At 63.3% G+C, this 16,306-nt stretch carries 14 protein-coding genes and 2 pseudogenes; 8 read left to right on the top strand and 8 right to left on the bottom strand.

Going from position 1 to position 16,306, the window contains the following annotated elements:
* Window positions 1-1,152, bottom strand: coding sequence for a redoxin domain-containing protein (locus OKA04_RS07140; protein WP_264500459.1), 1,152 nt, complete (start codon window positions 1,150-1,152; stop codon window positions 1-3).
* Window positions 1,153-1,253: 101 nt separating this feature from the next.
* On the bottom strand, window positions 1,254-2,243 hold the full coding sequence (locus OKA04_RS07135) for a hypothetical protein (RefSeq protein ID WP_264500458.1): 990 nt from the start codon (window positions 2,241-2,243) through the stop codon (window positions 1,254-1,256).
* 141 nt (window positions 2,244-2,384) lie between these two features.
* On the opposite strand from OKA04_RS07135, the gene OKA04_RS07130 reads away from it, so the two are divergent.
* Both OKA04_RS07130 and OKA04_RS07125 read left to right on the top strand, forming a co-directional pair.
* Window positions 2,385-3,275: an NAD(P)-dependent oxidoreductase gene (locus OKA04_RS07130; RefSeq protein ID WP_264500457.1), complete on the top strand. Its 891-nt coding sequence runs from the start codon at window positions 2,385-2,387 to the stop codon at window positions 3,273-3,275.
* A gap of 25 nt (window positions 3,276-3,300) precedes the next feature.
* The gene (locus tag OKA04_RS07125; protein ID WP_264500456.1) at window positions 3,301-4,029 is read left to right on the top strand and encodes an alpha/beta hydrolase; all 729 of its coding nucleotides are present in this window, start codon (window positions 3,301-3,303) and stop codon (window positions 4,027-4,029) included.
* A 128-nt stretch (window positions 4,030-4,157) separates the two neighbouring features.
* Here OKA04_RS07125 and OKA04_RS07120 read toward each other — a convergent pair whose 3' ends face one another.
* The 4 genes and pseudogenes from OKA04_RS07120 to OKA04_RS07105 form a co-directional block, all read right to left on the bottom strand.
* On the bottom strand, window positions 4,158-5,579 hold the full coding sequence (locus OKA04_RS07120) for a DUF4340 domain-containing protein (RefSeq protein WP_264500455.1): 1,422 nt from the start codon (window positions 5,577-5,579) through the stop codon (window positions 4,158-4,160).
* A 30-nt stretch (window positions 5,580-5,609) separates the two neighbouring features.
* The gene (locus OKA04_RS07115; protein ID WP_264500454.1) at window positions 5,610-7,520 is read right to left on the bottom strand and encodes a Gldg family protein; all 1,911 of its coding nucleotides are present in this window, start codon (window positions 7,518-7,520) and stop codon (window positions 5,610-5,612) included.
* 21 nt (window positions 7,521-7,541) lie between these two features.
* Complete coding sequence (locus OKA04_RS07110; RefSeq protein WP_264500453.1) at window positions 7,542-8,273, bottom strand: ABC transporter permease; 732 nt, start codon at window positions 8,271-8,273, stop codon at window positions 7,542-7,544.
* 86 nt (window positions 8,274-8,359) lie between these two features.
* A pseudogene (locus OKA04_RS07105) lies at window positions 8,360-9,028 on the bottom strand (ABC transporter ATP-binding protein); the annotation flags it as partial.
* A 718-nt stretch (window positions 9,029-9,746) separates the two neighbouring features.
* On the opposite strand from OKA04_RS07105, the gene OKA04_RS07100 reads away from it, so the two are divergent.
* The 6 genes and pseudogenes from OKA04_RS07100 (at window position 9,747) to ybeY (ending at window position 14,142) form a co-directional block, all read left to right on the top strand.
* On the top strand, window positions 9,747-10,037 hold the full coding sequence (locus tag OKA04_RS07100; protein ID WP_264500451.1) for a hypothetical protein: 291 nt from the start codon (window positions 9,747-9,749) through the stop codon (window positions 10,035-10,037).
* A 104-nt stretch (window positions 10,038-10,141) separates the two neighbouring features.
* On the top strand, window positions 10,142-10,396 hold the full coding sequence (locus OKA04_RS07095; RefSeq protein ID WP_264500450.1) for a DUF433 domain-containing protein: 255 nt from the start codon (window positions 10,142-10,144) through the stop codon (window positions 10,394-10,396).
* A 94-nt stretch (window positions 10,397-10,490) separates the two neighbouring features.
* Window positions 10,491-10,664: pseudogene (locus tag OKA04_RS24720) on the top strand (DUF5615 family PIN-like protein); the annotation flags it as partial.
* A 136-nt stretch (window positions 10,665-10,800) separates the two neighbouring features.
* A complete protein-coding gene (locus OKA04_RS07090; protein WP_264500449.1) occupies window positions 10,801-11,769 on the top strand; it encodes a PhoH family protein in 969 nt (322 codons plus the stop codon).
* Window positions 11,770-11,953: 184 nt separating this feature from the next.
* Window positions 11,954-13,675, top strand: a complete 1,722-nt coding sequence (locus OKA04_RS07085; RefSeq protein ID WP_264500448.1) for an HD family phosphohydrolase — start codon at window positions 11,954-11,956, stop codon at window positions 13,673-13,675.
* A 5-nt stretch (window positions 13,676-13,680) separates the two neighbouring features.
* The gene (ybeY, locus tag OKA04_RS07080; protein WP_264500447.1) at window positions 13,681-14,142 is read left to right on the top strand and encodes an rRNA maturation RNase YbeY; all 462 of its coding nucleotides are present in this window, start codon (window positions 13,681-13,683) and stop codon (window positions 14,140-14,142) included.
* A 191-nt stretch (window positions 14,143-14,333) separates the two neighbouring features.
* Here ybeY and OKA04_RS07075 read toward each other — a convergent pair whose 3' ends face one another.
* Both OKA04_RS07075 and OKA04_RS07070 read right to left on the bottom strand, forming a co-directional pair.
* Entirely contained in the window at window positions 14,334-15,284 is a 951-nt protein-coding gene (locus OKA04_RS07075) for a M28 family metallopeptidase (protein WP_264500446.1), read from the bottom strand.
* Window positions 15,285-15,350: 66 nt separating this feature from the next.
* Window positions 15,351-16,253 carry a ParB/RepB/Spo0J family partition protein gene (locus tag OKA04_RS07070; RefSeq protein ID WP_264500445.1) on the bottom strand — a complete coding sequence of 301 codons (903 nt, stop codon included), beginning with the start codon at window positions 16,251-16,253 and terminating at the stop codon, window positions 15,351-15,353.
* Between the last annotated feature and the right edge of the window lie 53 nt (window positions 16,254-16,306).

Genomic DNA, 16,306 nt, shown 5'->3' with positions numbered 1-16,306 from the left:
TTAGGGCATTCCTTCCATCGCCTTCACGATCTGGCGGCGCATCTCCACGGGATCCACGGCACCGGTGTGGCGCCAGAGGATCTCGCCCTCGGGGGAAACGAGCACCGTGTGTGGCTGGGCACCGGTCCATTCCTTGTCGATCGCCTCGGCGAGCAGGTCCGGATTGTCTCCGGCGAAGAGGTAGTTGTTCGACTTGCGGCCTTCCTTCTCCATGGAAGCCTTCGTGCGGTCGCCAAGCGCGGCGTGCTGCTTTTCCAGGAATTTCAGGGCCTTCGCCTGATCGTCCACCGGGTCGAGCGAAATGGTCACGAAGTCGAAGGAGCGGTTCTGGAAGCGGCGGTAGGCATCCACCAGATCCGGGAACTCTGCGACGCACGGGCCGCAGGTGGTGGACCAGAAGTTGATGAGGCGCACGTTGCCGGACTTGTTCTCGCGGAGCTTCTTCGCGGTCTCCACGTCCAGCTTCTCCAGCGTCACCGGCTTGGCCTCCCAGTTCTTCTGGTCGGCGGCCACCTCGTCCTTCTTCCACAGCCACTTCGTCGAGCAGCCAAAGGAGCGGGTGGTCGGCGTGGCCACCGGCTTGCCGGCGAGCAGGGCGTCGAGCGCGTCCCTCACGTAGCTCTTTTCGACCGGGCCGGTCTTCCGCGCCGCATCGTCCATGCGGCCGGTGTAGGCAAGCTTGCGATCCTCGCCGAAGATGAAGACGTGCGGCGTTGATTGGGCACCCACGGTCGCGCTCAGCGTCTGGGTCTCGCCGTCGTAGAGGTAGGGGAAGGTCCAGCCGTTTTCCTTTGCGAAGGGAGTCATCTCCTCGAAGGAATCGCCGTGCGGCCCGTAGCCGAGTTCATCGGGACGCAGGCCGAGCGGGTTGCTGCTGTTGATGGCCACCACGGCCACGCCCTTGTCCTTGTAGGCCTGGTGGATCTCCTCCATGCGAACCGCGGCGGCGATCGCGTCAGGGCAGTGGTTGCAGGTGAAGATCAGGCAAAGCACCTTCGCACTCTCGTACTCGGCCAGCTTGTGATTCTTGCCATCGATGCCCGGCAGCTCGAAATCCGGCACCGGGGAGCCGATCGCCATCACGGCAGGATTCTTGTTCTCCGCGGCGAGCGCGGTGGCGGCAAAGGCTAGGCTGAGGACGAGAGCTTTCATGACGGGGATAGATTACCGGAAAAACAACCGCGATGTTACGGCCGGAACAACCGGAAAATCCCCGCGTTGACGTAAATCGGCCGCCAAAGAAGCCGCGCCGCTCAAGGCCCGGCCTTCTCCGCGGTGTCCTTGTCCACCTTCGGTGGATCAATCAGCGTGCGGAAGCGGTCGGCCCATTCGCGTGCTTTCGGATGGGTGAGATTTGCTTCGATGAGTGCGAGCATGTTCACCGCGGCGCGCTGTTGGTCGCCTGCCCTGTACATGTCCTCCTCCATCTGCCATTTCAGGTCAGGCAACGTTTCCGAGAGGAATTTCTCATGCTCTCCCGATCCGTCGCCGTTTCCGCCACCGCCCCGGCCGCCTTCGCCGCGACCGCGGCCCTCGCCACCACCACCGGCGGGGCGACCGCTCATTTCCTGGCGGATCAGGCCCTCGTAGCGGATGCGACGCAGCCACTGCTCGCGCATCAGGTCCAGCTTTCCGGTCACGCGCAGCGGCGGGAATATCACCTGATTGAAGACGGCGCTGATATCCAGCGGGGAGAGCGGCCAGTTGTCCACCTTGGCATTGGCGATATTGTAGGCACGGGCAAAGACCGTGCTGGTCACCGCTTCGCGCAAGGGGTTCGCATTGCCGCCGAACTGGTCGGGATTGCCGAAGATGTCATCGAGCGCGGCGCTGGCCTTGGGCGCGAGGTCCTTGTAGTTCCCCTGTGCCTCGGCGGCTTCCAGCGTGAGCACCAGCCAGCGGAGCTGGTGGCGGAGGCAGCGGCCCAGACCGTCCTGCTTCAGGCGGTCCTCCTGGCGGCGCTTCCATTCGCGGAATTCCTGCGAGCTTTTCTTCTGGTCGTCGAATTCGACCTTCTCCACGCACTTCAGGTAAAAGGCCATCGCTGCCTCGTCGCTCTGCATCGCCTCGCGATAGGCCGACAGCGCGACCCCGAGGCGGCCCATGGCCTTTTGTTTCGCGGAGTCCCGCAGTCCGTCCAGCTTCTCGATCAACGCCTCGCGGTCCGCCTCGGTGAGCGAGTCGGCATGGAGGGCGAGCGGTGCAGCAGAGAGCAGCAAGGAGAGGATTGCGGTGCGTTGCATGGGTTTGGCGTCGATTTGCAGGATATGTTGAAACGTCCGATTGGCGGAGATGTTTTGCATCCAGTTGGAAAAAGACAGGATTTTTCCGCGGGTGGTCCGCAGTGATGGACAGGCCTTGCCGGGTGCTCCAAGTTCCGCCCCATGTCGAATGCACGCATCGGAGTAGTCGGGACAGGGCGCATGGGCGCGAACATGGCGCGCCGTCTGAAGGACCAGGGGTATCCCGTGACCGTGGTGTATGACGCTTTCCCGAAGCTGGCGCAGGACCTGGCCGCGGAGCTGGGCTGTGAAGCGCCTGCGACGCTCGCCGAGGTGACCGCTGCCGCCGATGTGATCCTCACCGTGGTGACGGACGATGCCGCGATGCGCGGGATCTTCGCCGCGGAGGGTGACTCGCTGCTCACCGGAGCCAGCGGCAAGACCTTCATCAACTGCGCCACCGTCAGCCCCGCGGTCCACGAGGAAGTGGATGCCGCCTGCCAGGCCACCGGTGCCACCGCGCTGGAAGCCTGCATGGCCTCCTCCATCACCCAGGCACGCCAGGGCACTCTCTACCTGATGGTCGGCGGCAGCGCCGAGACCTATGCAAAGGTGGAGCCGATCCTGAAGGACCTCGCCTCCTCGCTGCGCCACGTGGGTGGCACGGGCCAAGCGGCGAAGGTGAAGGCGCTGGTGAACATGGTGATGAACATCAACACCGCGGGTCTCGCGGAAGGCCTCGGCCTCGGTGCGGCCCTCGGCCTCGACCTCGCGATGCTGAAGGAGGTCTTCTCCCAGACCGGCGCGAATTCCCGCGTGCTGGAGACCGATGGCGACGACATGATCGCCCGCGAGCACGACTGCTATTTCTCCGCCTCCCACGCCTGCAAGGACAGCGGCATCGCGAATGCCCTGGCAGCCGAGGCCGGTGTGAATACCCCGCTTTCGCTCGCCACCGAGGCGCAGTACCACCGCATGGTGGAGCTGGAGCTGGGCGAACTCGACAAGTCCGGTGTGGCGGAGCTGACCTTCCCGGGCCGCACGGTTCACTGATCAAAGCAAAGCAACGCACGCGACGATGGATCTTCCCGAATTCCGCAACCGAGTCGGCGAGAAGCTCGACACCTCCTTCCATCCCGGCAACCGCGATGACGTGCTCGTCCTGCTCGGGCACGGCGTCACGGGGAACAAGGACCGGCCGCTGCTGGTGGCCGCAGCCGAAGGACTGGCCGCGAAGGGCTGGCCATGCCTGCGCATCTCGTGGTCGGGCAATGGAAACTCGGAGGGCGACTTCCGCCATGCCACCATCACGAAGGAAGGCCGCGACCTCCGCGACATCCTCGATGCCCTGCCACCGGGGCTGAAGGTCGCCTACATCGGCCACAGCATGGGCGGTGCCGTCGGCGTGTCCGTGGCTGCGGAGGACTCGCGCATCCGCGTGCTGGTCTCGCTGGCCGGCATGGTGCGCACGGAGGCCTTTTACGAACGGGAATTCAGCGGCGTGGTCGCGGACAAGGGCTTCATGTGGGACGAGCCGGCCTGCCCGCTTTCCCAGAAGCACGTGGATGACTTCTGCGCCATCGGCGATCTCTTCGACGAGGTCGGCCAGATCAATGTCCCATGGCTGCTCATCCACGGCACGGAGGATGACGTGGTGCTCCCGGAGGACAGCCGCGATGCCTACGACACGGCGGAGGAGCCGAAGCGCTTGATCGAGATCAAGGGCGCCGGGCATTCCTTCGATGAATCCAGCTACCCGCAGGTCGTCTCGTCGATCGCCGATTGGCTGGACGAGTATCTGGCCTGACACAGTGGCCGCGGCATCTTGCCGCCGGTCCTTCTTCTCTCAGGCGGCCGAGCGCAAGATGCCTCGGTCTCGAAAAAGGGCGGCCAACACGGCCGCCCTTCTTTTGTCGTCTTGAGAGATAATCCTCCTTACTCGCCCGGCGGCTTTTCTTCCGCGGGCTGTTCCTCGGCAGGCTGCTCTTCCTCTTCCGCAGGAGCGGCTTCGCGTTCCTCTGCTGGCGGGATGGAGATCGGAGGCGTCACGGCTTCCACCGGCTTGCGTGGCGGCATCGGCGGGATCTGGATCGGCGCGGTGGCGGCACCGGCGCCGGGCGGGAAGGGCATCGCACTGCCGGGTGCGCCTGCGGCAGCGGGGGCTTCCGGCTTCGTCAGGATATCGGCGCGGCCCTTCAGCAGTGCATCCACGGTGTAGGTGGTCACCTTGAAAGTCTTGCCCGCGAACGCCTTTTCCGCGGCGAGGCGCTTCTCAAGCTCCGCCTTGCGATCGGTGAATGCCTTGTCCTTCGTCTTGGCGTCTTCCTCGGTCTCCTTCTCGTCCTTCTTGCGCTCGGCAGGCAGCGTTGCGGCCACGTCCACCGTCATCAGGTAGCTTTCTTCTGGAGCAGGGGCGGGAGCTTCGGGATCGGCGTCCTTCGGCTTCTCGGCTTCCGTCGCCGTGAGGGTGATGGTGTAGGCGAAGCCTTCAAATGTCTCGATCTTGATCGTGCGCTTGTCCTCCGGCTTGGCGATCTCTTCGGCCTTCTTGGCGGGCACGACGTCCTCGAAACGCGAGTAGGAGAAGAGGCTCTTCAGCGTGTTGCCGACCGTTGCGTCGAGCGACTCGCCAGCCTTCGCACCATCGAGTGCGAATTCGCCGTTCTCCTCGGCGCGCGCCACCTTCCAGTCCACCTCGTCGGGCTTGGCCTTCGGGCTCACGGTGATGCTCTTGATCTTCTCGACCTTGAGGAATTCCTCATCGAGCCAGCGCTGCGGCTCGGGAGTCAGCGCGGAGAACATCTCGCTCACCTTGTAAACTCCGCTCGAGTCGGAATGATTGCGAATGAAGCGTCCGACGGCACCGCCGCCACCCATCATCGCCGCCATCGGGTCCTCGCTGGCGGACTGCAGGTTCTTGCCCAGCGTGATGTGGGCGATCTCGGTGCCGGCGTCATTCGACATCACCACCTCGGTGCCGCGCTCTTCCGGCTTGCTGGACTTCGGGTCCATGCCGAATCGCGGGGCGTAGGAAGGATCGGCCTCGACGCCCTCGACGACCTGCACCTCGGCGAGTGAGCGGAGGAAATCCGTCACCGATGCGGTCTTCGCCGGGTAGCCTTCGCGCTCATCGACGGTCCACTTGCCGTCCTTGCGGACCAGCGTGGTCGTCTCGTCGCCGGAGCTTACCTTCAGCTTTGCCACCTGCTCGGCGGGAAATTCGGCGAGCACGGTCTGGCCGCGGCTGCGCTGGGTCTTGCTTTCAAAGCCCTTCGACTTGCCGGTCCACGAGAAGTAGGCGGCCATGGCCAGCAGGAGGGCGGTGATCCAGAGGACAACGACTTGGCGTTTGTTCATGGCTGGAGTGGTTGAGGGTTGGGTAGGGGATTAGCGGGCGCGGGTTGCGGCACGGCGTTTGATGAAGAGGCCGAAACCGGCCAGAATGACGAAGAGCGGCATGAAGGCCACGTTGTAGAGCGTGGCATTGCCGGAGATCCGGTCCTTCTCGCGCTTCAGGTTTTTCTCCAGTTCTCGCAGCTCCTTCTGGGCTTCGACCTTCTTGGCGGTGAGTTCCTTGTACTTCGTTTCGACCTCGCCGGTCATGTAGACCACCCCGTTCTGCTGGCGCTGCTGGGCGATCTGCATGAGCTCTTCCTCGAGCTTGGTGAGTTCGGCTTGCTTCTCCTCGACCTTCTGGCCGTAGTCGCGGTCGAACTCGCTCTCGATGTCCTTGATCTTCGTGAAGGGGCGGGCGATCGCCGCGCGGCTGCGGGCACCGATGAGGTGGCCGGAGGAAGCGGCCTGGTCCACGATGTTGAAGAGTAGCGAGGAGTTTCCGTTGATCGGCTGCGCCATCTGCATGCCGCCTAGGCGCTGCACGCGGTAGGCGAACTGGTCGAAGAAGACGTCGATGTCGGAGATCAGGAAGACATTGCCCTCCTTGGTCGCCTCGGTGAGGTGGGCGGGTTTCTCTTCCTTCTTTTCCTCGCCTTCCGGGGTTTCGGGCTTGGGTTCTTCCGCGCCCGGCTTGCCCTTCGGGAAGGCGGACTTGAAGTTGCCCTTGAGGTGCATCACCAGGTCATAGGACTTCATGTCCTTGATGGTGCGGCTCAAGGCGGGATCGAGCTGCGATGCCTTCATCGCATCGACCAGGCCCGCCTTGTCCGAGGACTTCACCAGTGAATTCATCGAGACACCGGAGCCGCCGGTCTTGGTCAGTGCGCCGGGTAGGAAGAAGGTCAGGCTATTCAGATCCCGGGTGAGCACGTTGTCCACTTGAGGCATGCCCTCCTTTGGAATGGTCAGCACGGCCACGGCGGGGCGATTGCCATTCATCACGGTCTGGTAGTTCAGGTCGCCAACGACCTGAGTGCTCATCGTGACGCCCCATGCGGGGAGCAGCGTTGGAAGCGTGGACGCGGTGGGATTGCCTCCGCCGCCCATCATCGGATTGCCTCCGCCGGTCATCTGCGCGGCGACCGAGTAGGGATCGACGCATGCCACTACCGTGCCGCCCTGGAGCAGGTATTGGTCGATGGCGAACTCCGCTTCCGGCGTGATTTCCGCCGGGTGGAATACAAGCAGCATGGAGAGCGATGGATCGATCGCCTCCGGGGTCATGGTCAGGTCCTTGACCTCGTAGGATTGCGCGAGCTGGGAGTAGAAGACCCACGGTGGCGAGCCTTGCTGGCCCTGCATCATCATCATCGGGTTCTGATTTCCTGCGATGGGCAGGCCGGACATCAGGCCGATGACCGGCTTCTCCTTGCGCGAGACTTCGGCGATGGCCTTGGAGATCTCATACTCCAGCATCGTCTCCTGGCTGGGGTCGATGAAGGGGATGGTGGCCGTGCTATCGATGCACGAAACCGCCATGCCGAAGTAGAGATTCTGGTCATCGAGGCGCTGGCCGCGGATGCCATCGAGGTTCGCGGCGTCCTCTGCATCGGTGTCGGGCTGGGGATCGAGTTGCTCCACCCGCAGCTTGCCGTTCGAGAGATTCTGATACTCCGCCAGCAGGTCGTCCACGCGGCGCATGTGGAGCTTCAGGTCCTCCGGCATGTAGTCCGAAGTACGGGTAGCGTAGTAGCGGATGGTGACGGGGGCTCCCAGCTCCTTCAGGATGCCGCGGGTGCCTTCGGAAAGCGTGTGGACCTTGTTTTCCGTGAAGTCGATGTTCTTGTAACCGATTCTCAGCGAGGAGACCAGGAGATTGGCCGACACGGCGATGACGCCGAGGGCGGTGATCGCGAGTGCGGCGCGCCCGATCGGGTGGGAGGCCTTGGCTTGCTTGCTCATGGGTCGTGGAGTGATGAAAGGTTAGGCGCGCTTGGCGGAGAGGATCGCGCTGGTGCCCAGCAGCGAGGTGATGATGATGGAGCCGAACCACACGGCATCCTGCAGGCGGAGGGAGCCGCGGCTCAGCGAGCGGAAGTGATCCCACACGCCCAGCGAGCTGAGGGCATTCCCCACGTTTTCCGAGGTCGCCTTGCCAGCCTCGCGCACGAAGTCATCGTAGCCGAAGAGCACCATGCCCACGCAGAGGACCACGGCGATGATGAGGCACACCACCTGGTCCCGCGTGCAGGCGGATGCCAGCATGGTCACGGCGAGGAAGGTGCAGCAGACGAGGAAGCTGCCGAGGTAGCCGGCGAGGATCACGCCATTGTCCGGGTCGCCCAGCCAATTCACCGTGATGACGATGGGGAAGGTGAGCAGCAGCGCCACCAGCCACACCAGGCAGGCGGCGAGATACTTGCCGAAGATGGCGCTCCACACCGAGATGGGGAAGGTGCCGAGCAGCTCGATCGTGCCGGTGCGTTGCTCGTCCGACCACAGCTTCATGCCCACGGCGGGCACCAGCACCATGAAGATCCACGGGTGCCAGAAGAAGAAGGAGTACTCCAGCGAGGCATCGCCCACGCGCATGAAGTTCCCGAAGGTGAAGGCAAAGCCCAGCGAGAGCAGCAGGAACACGACGATGATCGCGTAGGCCGTCGGCTGGCTGAAGTAACTGGAAAGCTCGCGCTTGAAGATGGTCCAGGTGTTCATTTGGAAAGGGAAGGGGTGAGGTTGGCTTGGCTTCAGGCCGCGGTATCCAGCGTGGTCACCTTGCGGAAGAGATCGGTGAGCGAGCCCTTGCCCTTGGCGATGAGCTCGGCCGGGGTGCCGTCTTCCACGATCTTGCCGCGGTCCACGATGACGGCGCGGGTGCAGGAAGCCTCGACTTCTTCCAGGATGTGGGTGGAGAAGAGGATTGCTTTCGTCTCTCCCAGCTTCTTGATGAGCTGGCGGACCACGTCCTTCTGGTTCGGGTCCAGGCCATCGGTCGGCTCGTCCAGGATCAGCACCTCGGGATCATGCAGCAGCGACTGGGCGAGGCAGGTGCGGTGGCGGTAGCCTTTCGAGAGCGTTTCGATGGACTGGAGGGCGACGCGTTGCAGGAAGCACGTCTCGATCGCCCGCTCCACGGCCTCCTTTTTCACGCTGCCGGAGAGCCCGCGAACGTCCGCGCAGAAGCGCAGGAAGCCGGTGACGGTCATGTCATTGTAGAGCGGCGCGGACTCCGGCAGGTAGCCGATCTTCCGCTTTGCCTCATTCGGCTGGTCCACGATGGAGATGCCGCAGATCCTGGCGTCACCGAAAGTCGGCGGCAGGAAGCCGGTGACCATGCGCATGGTGGTGGATTTGCCGGCTCCGTTCGGGCCCAGGAAGCCGAGGACTTCGCCTTTCTTCACGGAAAACGAAAGGTCATCGACGGCCGTCTTTTTGCCGAACTGCTTGGACAGGTTCTCGACTTCGATCATGGGAGTCTGAAGGTAAGGAGGAAGAAGGTAGGGTCTCCGGTGGACGCTTCGCGGAGCGACACCGGTCGCGACGCGTGTTTGAAAAAATGGCTCAAGCAAGTCATGGCAAGGGAAAAGGCGTGCTGGCTACGCTCGCACGATGCCGTTTTTGTCCACGAATGGACTACCCATTTGGTGGGAATTCGGGGTGTCAGACGGACGTTTTCGCGAGAACCTTGCGGTTACATGATTCGGTCCCAATTGCCGCTTTCGCATTGCCTGTCCGGGCGCGGTAGTCAGAAACAAGGGCGACCAGACCTCTCGAGAGAGCCAATTTATGGAGGTGCCGAAAATTGTTAGCTATTCCTGTTGCGACGACCTTTCCCCCGAGAAGATCATCAAGCATGCTCGCCAATATGAAGGGCTCGACATGTCTGTGTTGATTGGAGCGGACGAGGAAAATTTTCCGTTTGTGATCGACGATGGTGAAACCTCCCGAATCTGGTTTTGGAATAATCGTCGTGGGATTGAAGCTTGGTCGGGTGATGATCCGGTCCAATCTTACGCGGCAGTTCAATACCTCCGAAACAGAGCCTATCCAGTCTTCAAGAACTTGGCGGAGGCGGCGCGATACGCTGAAGATCGTGCTTGGCCGCTAAAGTCTAATTAGACTGAGCTTGTGAAGTTTGAGGTATTTGGACGGGGTTCTCAACCGGAGTCATGGTAACCTCCCAGATAAATGAAAAACGCTGAATACAAGCGCAGCCGTCTCATCACCACCGAGCGTCTGCTAGCCAGTGTTCTCGTCCTGATCTGGGTCGGGCTGGCGTTCTGGCTGGGTGGCCATGTTCTGGCGATACGTGCGTCCCTAACTTTCATGGTGCCGCTCGGCATGATCTGGCTTCCGCAGTTGCTGGCCCGAGTGGATCCGCGCGAGAATCGCTGGGGCGGTGATTTTACGGCACCGCCATCCGCGCTCGGGTTGAGGATAGTCGCGTGGTTTGTGATCGTGGGAGTTCCACTTTCCTAGTATCTGTTTGCCCGCTTGGCTCGTGAATGAAAGCGCGGGCATCGCCTTTCCGCTCTCTCGGACAGAGGTGTTGCCGAATCGTGGGGCGGGCAGTAATCTGCAGCATGATCAGCCCCTCGGGAGACCGCCAGTCGTTGCTTGGCAGGATCGTGATCGATCCGGAGATCTGCCATGGCAAGCCCGTGGTGCGCGGACTGCGCTACACGGTGGAGTCGCTTCTGGAATACCTCGCCGGCGGGGACAGCGTGGACGACATTCTGGCGGAATTTCCTGACTTGGAGCGCGAAGACCTTCTCGCCTGTCTTCAACACGCGGCTGTCTCGATGAAGGTGCATTCCCGTCATCTGGCGGTCGCATGAAATTTCTGATCGATGCCCATTTGCCGCCGGGCTTGAGGTCGATTTTCCGTGAGGCGGGACACGATGCGATCCACACGCTCGACCTGCCGGAGCAAAATGCCTCCCGGGATGGATTCTCAATGAAGTGTCGGTGGCAGAGCAGCGTGTAGTGGTATCGAAAGACACCGATTTCTATCATTCCCATCTGCTCCATGGCAGGCCGTGGAAACTGGTGCTGGTGAGGACTGGGAATCTCGGCCTGCGGGCGACGAAGGAAATGTTCGCGTAGCATCTGCCGGCCATCGCTTCAGCGCTGGAGGAATGTTCCTTTGTCGAGTTGGACCAGCAGCAGATTTCCGCCGTGGTGTAGATGTGGCGCGAATTTCCACCTGACCCGGGCGCTTCCAAGTGATTAGTTAGACCCGATGAGTGTTCCGGAGACGGAGATGAAGCTGGAGTATGAGACCGCGGCGTTCCTGAATTCGCTCTTTGCGAATGACACCCGCGAGCTGCGCTATCTGGAAGAGAAACTGGGCGTGCGCGCGGTGACGCGGGACGGGTGGATCATCTTCTCGGGCGCGGAGGAGGCGGTGAAGCGTGCTGCTGCGGCGTTTTCCGATCTGGAGGAGGCGCGCCGCCATGGGTCCGAGATCGCGGGTCGGGATTTCCGGCTGGCGGTGGATCTGGCGGCACAGGGCGGTGGCTCGGTTTCGGAGCTGTCCGGCATCCGCCTGCTCGGCCTGCGCGGTCGCAAGCCGGTGGTGCCGAAGACCCCGCGGCAATTCGACTACCTGAAGGCGATCGACAAGAATGACGTCGTCTTCGGCCTCGGCCCGGCGGGCACCGGCAAGACCTACCTCGCGATGGCCATGGGCCTGTCCATGCTGAAGGCAAAGCGCGTTCACCGCGTGGTGCTCACCCGCCCGGCAGTCGAGGCTGGGGAGGCACTCGGCTTCCTGCCCGGCGATCTCCGGGAGAAGGTCGCGCCCTACCTGCGCCCGCTCTACGACGCGATCCACGACATGATCGGCCACGAGGAAGGCGAGCGCTACCTCGCGGACGGCACCATCGAGATCGCGCCGCTCGCCTTCATGCGCGGGCGCACGCTGGCCCGCTCCTTTGTCATCCTGGACGAGGCCCAGAATACGACCCGCGAGCAGATGTTCATGGCGCTGACCCGCCTCGGCGAGGAGTCGCGGATGGTGGTCACGGGCGATGGATCGCAGATCGATTTGAAGCCCCACGTGCCGTCCGGCCTCTTTGAGGCGGAGCGGGCGCTGGCAGGTGTCGAGGGCATTGATTTCGTGCGCTTTACGGGTGCGGACGTCGTTCGCCACCCGGTCGTCGGGCGCATCATCGAGGCATACGATGCGCATCGGTCATCGGTTTCGTAAAGATCTGGAAAATAATGAGATAGGCGATCCGGTCCCGCTCGGTTCCTTGTGGGGAGGGCAATTCCCGCGGGTAGCCCACCTACGGCATTTGCGCATTGCAAACGGGTGCCGGATCTTCTAACCGTCTGCCCCGCCCGCGGGGTTATCCGCCGCCGGCCGCGTTTAGCAACCCAGTTGCCTCACCGTGGGATTCATCGATGCCTTCAAACGCTGGCGCCTCGCGCGCCGCGGACTTTCGTCCGGCCGCAAGCGCCGGATTCATGCGGAGAATTTGGTGGCGCTCACCCTCGACCGTAGCGTCTGGGTGCGGCTGTCGCTCTTCGCGATGTTCATTGTCGTCGTCGCCGTGACCGTCTTCGGCGCGGCTTCCGACACGAATTTCGCCGACGATGCGCTGCGGGGTGCCTTGTTCGGCGCGGTGATCGCGCTGACAGCCGTCGTCGTCCTGCACACGAACCACGAGGTCGCTGCCGGGCGGAATGGCCGCATCATCCTCATCCTGGGCGGCCTCGCCGGGTATCTGCTCCTCGTCCGCGGCATCTCGCTGCTGGTGGACAAGAGCGAGATGCCGGGGCAGATGAAATTCCTGCTCATCCCTTTCGCCCTCATCCCCATGATTCATGCAGTCTTGCTGGGGAAGGGGATCGGCACGTTTTCCACCGTCTATGCCGCCCTGTTGGGCGCGCTGGTGATGCCAAAGGAGGACGCCCTCATCTTCCTGGCCGTCAGCATGGTCTGCGGGCTCGTGGCGGTGCAGGCGTCCTACCGCGTGAGAAAGCGCGTGCAGCTCCTGCGGGCGGGGGTCTATGCAGGCCTCGCCTCGCTGCTGCTGTGCATCCTTTTCGAGCGGATCGACCTGATGCCCGGGATGGCCGACCAGCTCGAGGGGTTCAAGCAGGCATTGTGGAGCTCGCTCGCCGCGCTGGGCATGGGCATCCTGATCGCCCTGCTGGTCAGCGGCCTGCTGCCGGTGCTGGAGGGGGCCTTCCAGCTCACCACGGATATTTCCTGGCTGGAGCTGAGCGACCTTAATCACAAGCTGCTGCGCCGCCTCCAGCTTGAGGCGCCGGGCACCTTTCACCATAGCCTGGTGGTCGCTTCGCTCGCCGAGGCCGCCGCGGAGAGCGTGGGGGCAAATGCCGCGATGTGCCGCGTCTCCGCCTACTACCACGACATCGGAAAGCTCAGCAAACCGGAGTATTTCATCGAGAATCAGGGCGACGGCGTGGAGAATCCCCACAATTCCCTGACGCCCACGATGAGCGCGCTCATCATCATCGCCCACGTGAAGGACGGGGTGGACCTCGCGGTGAAGCACAAGCTCAACCCGAAGGTCATCGACATCATCCAGGAGCACCACGGGGACTCGCTGGTCAGCTACTTCCACCGCCGCGCGCAGGAGCAGAAGAAGGCCGAGTTGGAGAAGGTGGAGAAGGGCCTCGAAAACCCGGAAGACCTGCCGAAGATCGACGAGAAGAACTTCCGCTATCCCGGCCCGCGCCCGCGCACCCGCGAGAGCGGCATCGTATCGCTCGCGGACATCGTGGAGAGCGCGTCCCGCTCGCTGAAAAAGCCCACGCCCGCGAAGATCCGCACCATGGTCGAGGATCTGGTGAACGGCCGCGTCTGCGACGGGCAGCTCAATGAATGCGCCCTATCCATGCGTGATCTGGCGAAGGTGAAGGACAGCTTTTGCGCCACGCTGCGGAGCATGCTTCACACGCGGATCGACTACCCGAAGGATGACGAGCGGAGCACGCTCGGTCGCAAGTCCGATCTGGAAAAGCGACAGGGTGGCGGCTCAAAGACCCAGCCGATGAAACCGGCGACACCTCCGGCCACGAGTCCATCCACTTCCCCGTCTCCATCGCCCTCCGACCAGCCGCAACAACGCGCCGCCTCCTGATTGCCATGCCCGTGGAACTCATCGTCGGAAACAACCAGCAGCGCACCGAGATCCCGGAGGCGTGGCTGACCGCGCTGGAAAAAGGCGGGGCACTCGCCGCGAAGGAAATCCGATCCAGCCATCTCGCCACCGACGATGCCCCAATTCTGGAGCACGACTGCGTGGAGGTGGCCCTGGTGGACGACGAGACGAGCGCGCGGGTCCACGAGCAATTCATGGGCATTGAGGGCGAGACGGATGTCATCACCTTCCACCACGGGGAGATCGTCATCGGCGTGGAAGTAGCCTTTCGCCAAGCCGCGGAAAATGGCGAGCCCCCCTTGCGCGAGCTCTTCCGCTACATCGTTCATGGCCTGCTGCACCTAGCCGGTCATGAGGATGAGGAGCCCGCCGACCGCCAGCGCATGGAGGCCGCGCAAGAGCCGCTTGTCGCAAAGCTTTGGCCGGTGGTAGGGGAGGGGATTTGAGGTAGAGCCAAGTAGCGCCATGTAGCGGGGCGACTGCGTCGCTCCGGCTTCTCGCGCGTCGCGGCAAGTCGCCGCTTGCGAGTCGCCTGCACGCCCTGCGCCCGAGGGCGAATCGTGCCCGGGGACAATCTTCGTGCCGCCCCCAGCCTGAACGACGCAGTCGTTCAGCTACGAAAGGAAACAACCACCCATCACTGGGCCACCGCCGCGAGGAACCTCAGCGTCGTTCTTCCCGTCTTCTTCAGTGCATCCGCGTCGATGACTTCCATCGTGTCGCCGGGCTCGTGCCAGTAGGGCATGTTCATGAAGTCGCCGATGATGTGAAGGCAGGGGAGGCCTGCTTCCTGGAGCGGGACGTGATCGTCGAGGATGGCGGATGGCGAGCGGCGGAGCTTGGTCATGCCGGATTCGCGGGCTGCGGCTTCCACGGCCACGGCGAAGCTCGCCGGGGTCTCCGGATTGTAGAGGAACTCGCGGTCGTCATCGCCCACGAGATCGAGCACGATGCCGAATGCCGGCCAGTTGTGGCGCTTCGTCATCTCGCGCGCGTAGTGCTTGCTGCCGTAGAGCCCGTCAGTCGGGGTGATGGTGTGGAGCAGTGCCTCTTCACCGTCGAAGAGAACGAATTCCACCTTCGCTGCCGAAGCGGGATCCGCGGAAAGCACGCGTGCCATTTCCAGGATCACGCCGGTCGAGGAGCCGCCATCGTTCGCGCCGACGAATTCGAAGTCCATCTTCTTGCTGTCGAGGTGGCCACCGATGATGACCGGCGTCGATTTCGCCCAGTCCGCCTCGCCCGACTTGTGACGTGCGAGCAGGTTCGTGAAGTCGATCGGGCCCTTCGGCGTGCTGCGCGTGAATTTCTGCCGCACGGTGGTCCAGCCGTTCGCCGCGAAATCCTTTTCGAGATACTGCAGCGTCTTCTCGTAGCCCTCGCTGGCGGGCGGACGCGGGCCGAGATCGACGATCGCCTTCACGTGCTTGAAGGCATTCTCACCGGAAAACTCCGCTGCAAATTTGTCCGGGATGGCCTGGTAGGTCAGGCGTGTCGGCTCCGCCGGTGGCTTCGGCTTGCCACAGAGATACATCGTGGCCGCCCCGGCGAGGATGAGCAGCAGGAGAATCAGCGGGAAGCGTTTCACGACGTGATGAAAGTAGCTGCGGCATCCTGCCGCAAGCTCCGCTGCACGAGACCGCCGTGGCGAGGATCAGAGATCGTCGATGCCCAGCAGGTCGAGCAAGCGCTGGAGATCGTCGTCCCCGTAGTATTCCAGTTCGATCTTGCCCTTCTTCGCGCCGTGGTGGATGGCCACGTGGGTGGCGAAACGGTCACGCAGCTTGTTCTGGAGCGCGCGGAAATGGGCGTCCGGTGCAGCCGGGGTGGAGGCCGCTCCCTTCGCCTTGCCGTCATCGCTCACGGCGGCGGGGTCAAAGGTCTGTGCGAGCTTTTCAGCAGCCCGGACATTCAGGCCCTTCTTGAGAATCTGGTCGGAGGCGAGGAGCTGGGCGTCCTTGTCCTTGATGGAGAGGATCGCCTTGCCGTGGCCCACGCTGAGGCGGCCCTGGCCTACCAGGAGCTGCACGTCCGGGTGCAGGTCGAGCAGGCGCATCGCATTCGCCACGCTCGCGCGGGACTTGCCGACGCGCACGGCGATCTCTTCCTGCTTCATGGAGAATTCCTTCGCGAGGCGCACGTAGCCGGCTGCTTCTTCGATGGCATTGAGATCCTCGCGCTGGAGGTTCTCGATGAGGGCCATCTCCAGCACGTCGCGGTCGGATGCCTCGCGCTCGATGACCGGCACGGTGGTCAGGCCGAGCTTCTTCGAGGCACGCCAGCGGCGCTCGCCCGCGATGAGCTCGTAGGTGCCATTCACCGGGCGGACGATGAGCGGCTGGATGATGCCGTGCTGGCGGATCGACTCGACCAGCTCGTCCAGCGGCGTCTCGATGAATGTCGTGCGCGGCTGCAGCGGACTGGGGACGACCTTGTCGATCGGCACCTCCTTGGCGCGGCCGAGACCATCGGCTCCGGGAGCGGCGTCCTGGGAGGGAGCGCCGGGTTGTTTGCGAATCAGGGCACCGAGGCCTTTTCCGAGAGCCGGTTTCGACATGGGGCGCGGAGGTTGGCAAAGCGCCGGGTCGAAGCAAAGCGGATTCCGGAATC

It is taken from the genome of Luteolibacter flavescens (assembly GCF_025950085.1).
GTDB lineage: Bacteria > Verrucomicrobiota > Verrucomicrobiia > Verrucomicrobiales > Akkermansiaceae > Haloferula > Haloferula flavescens.
This window is presented reverse-complemented; position numbering and strand designations above follow the sequence as displayed.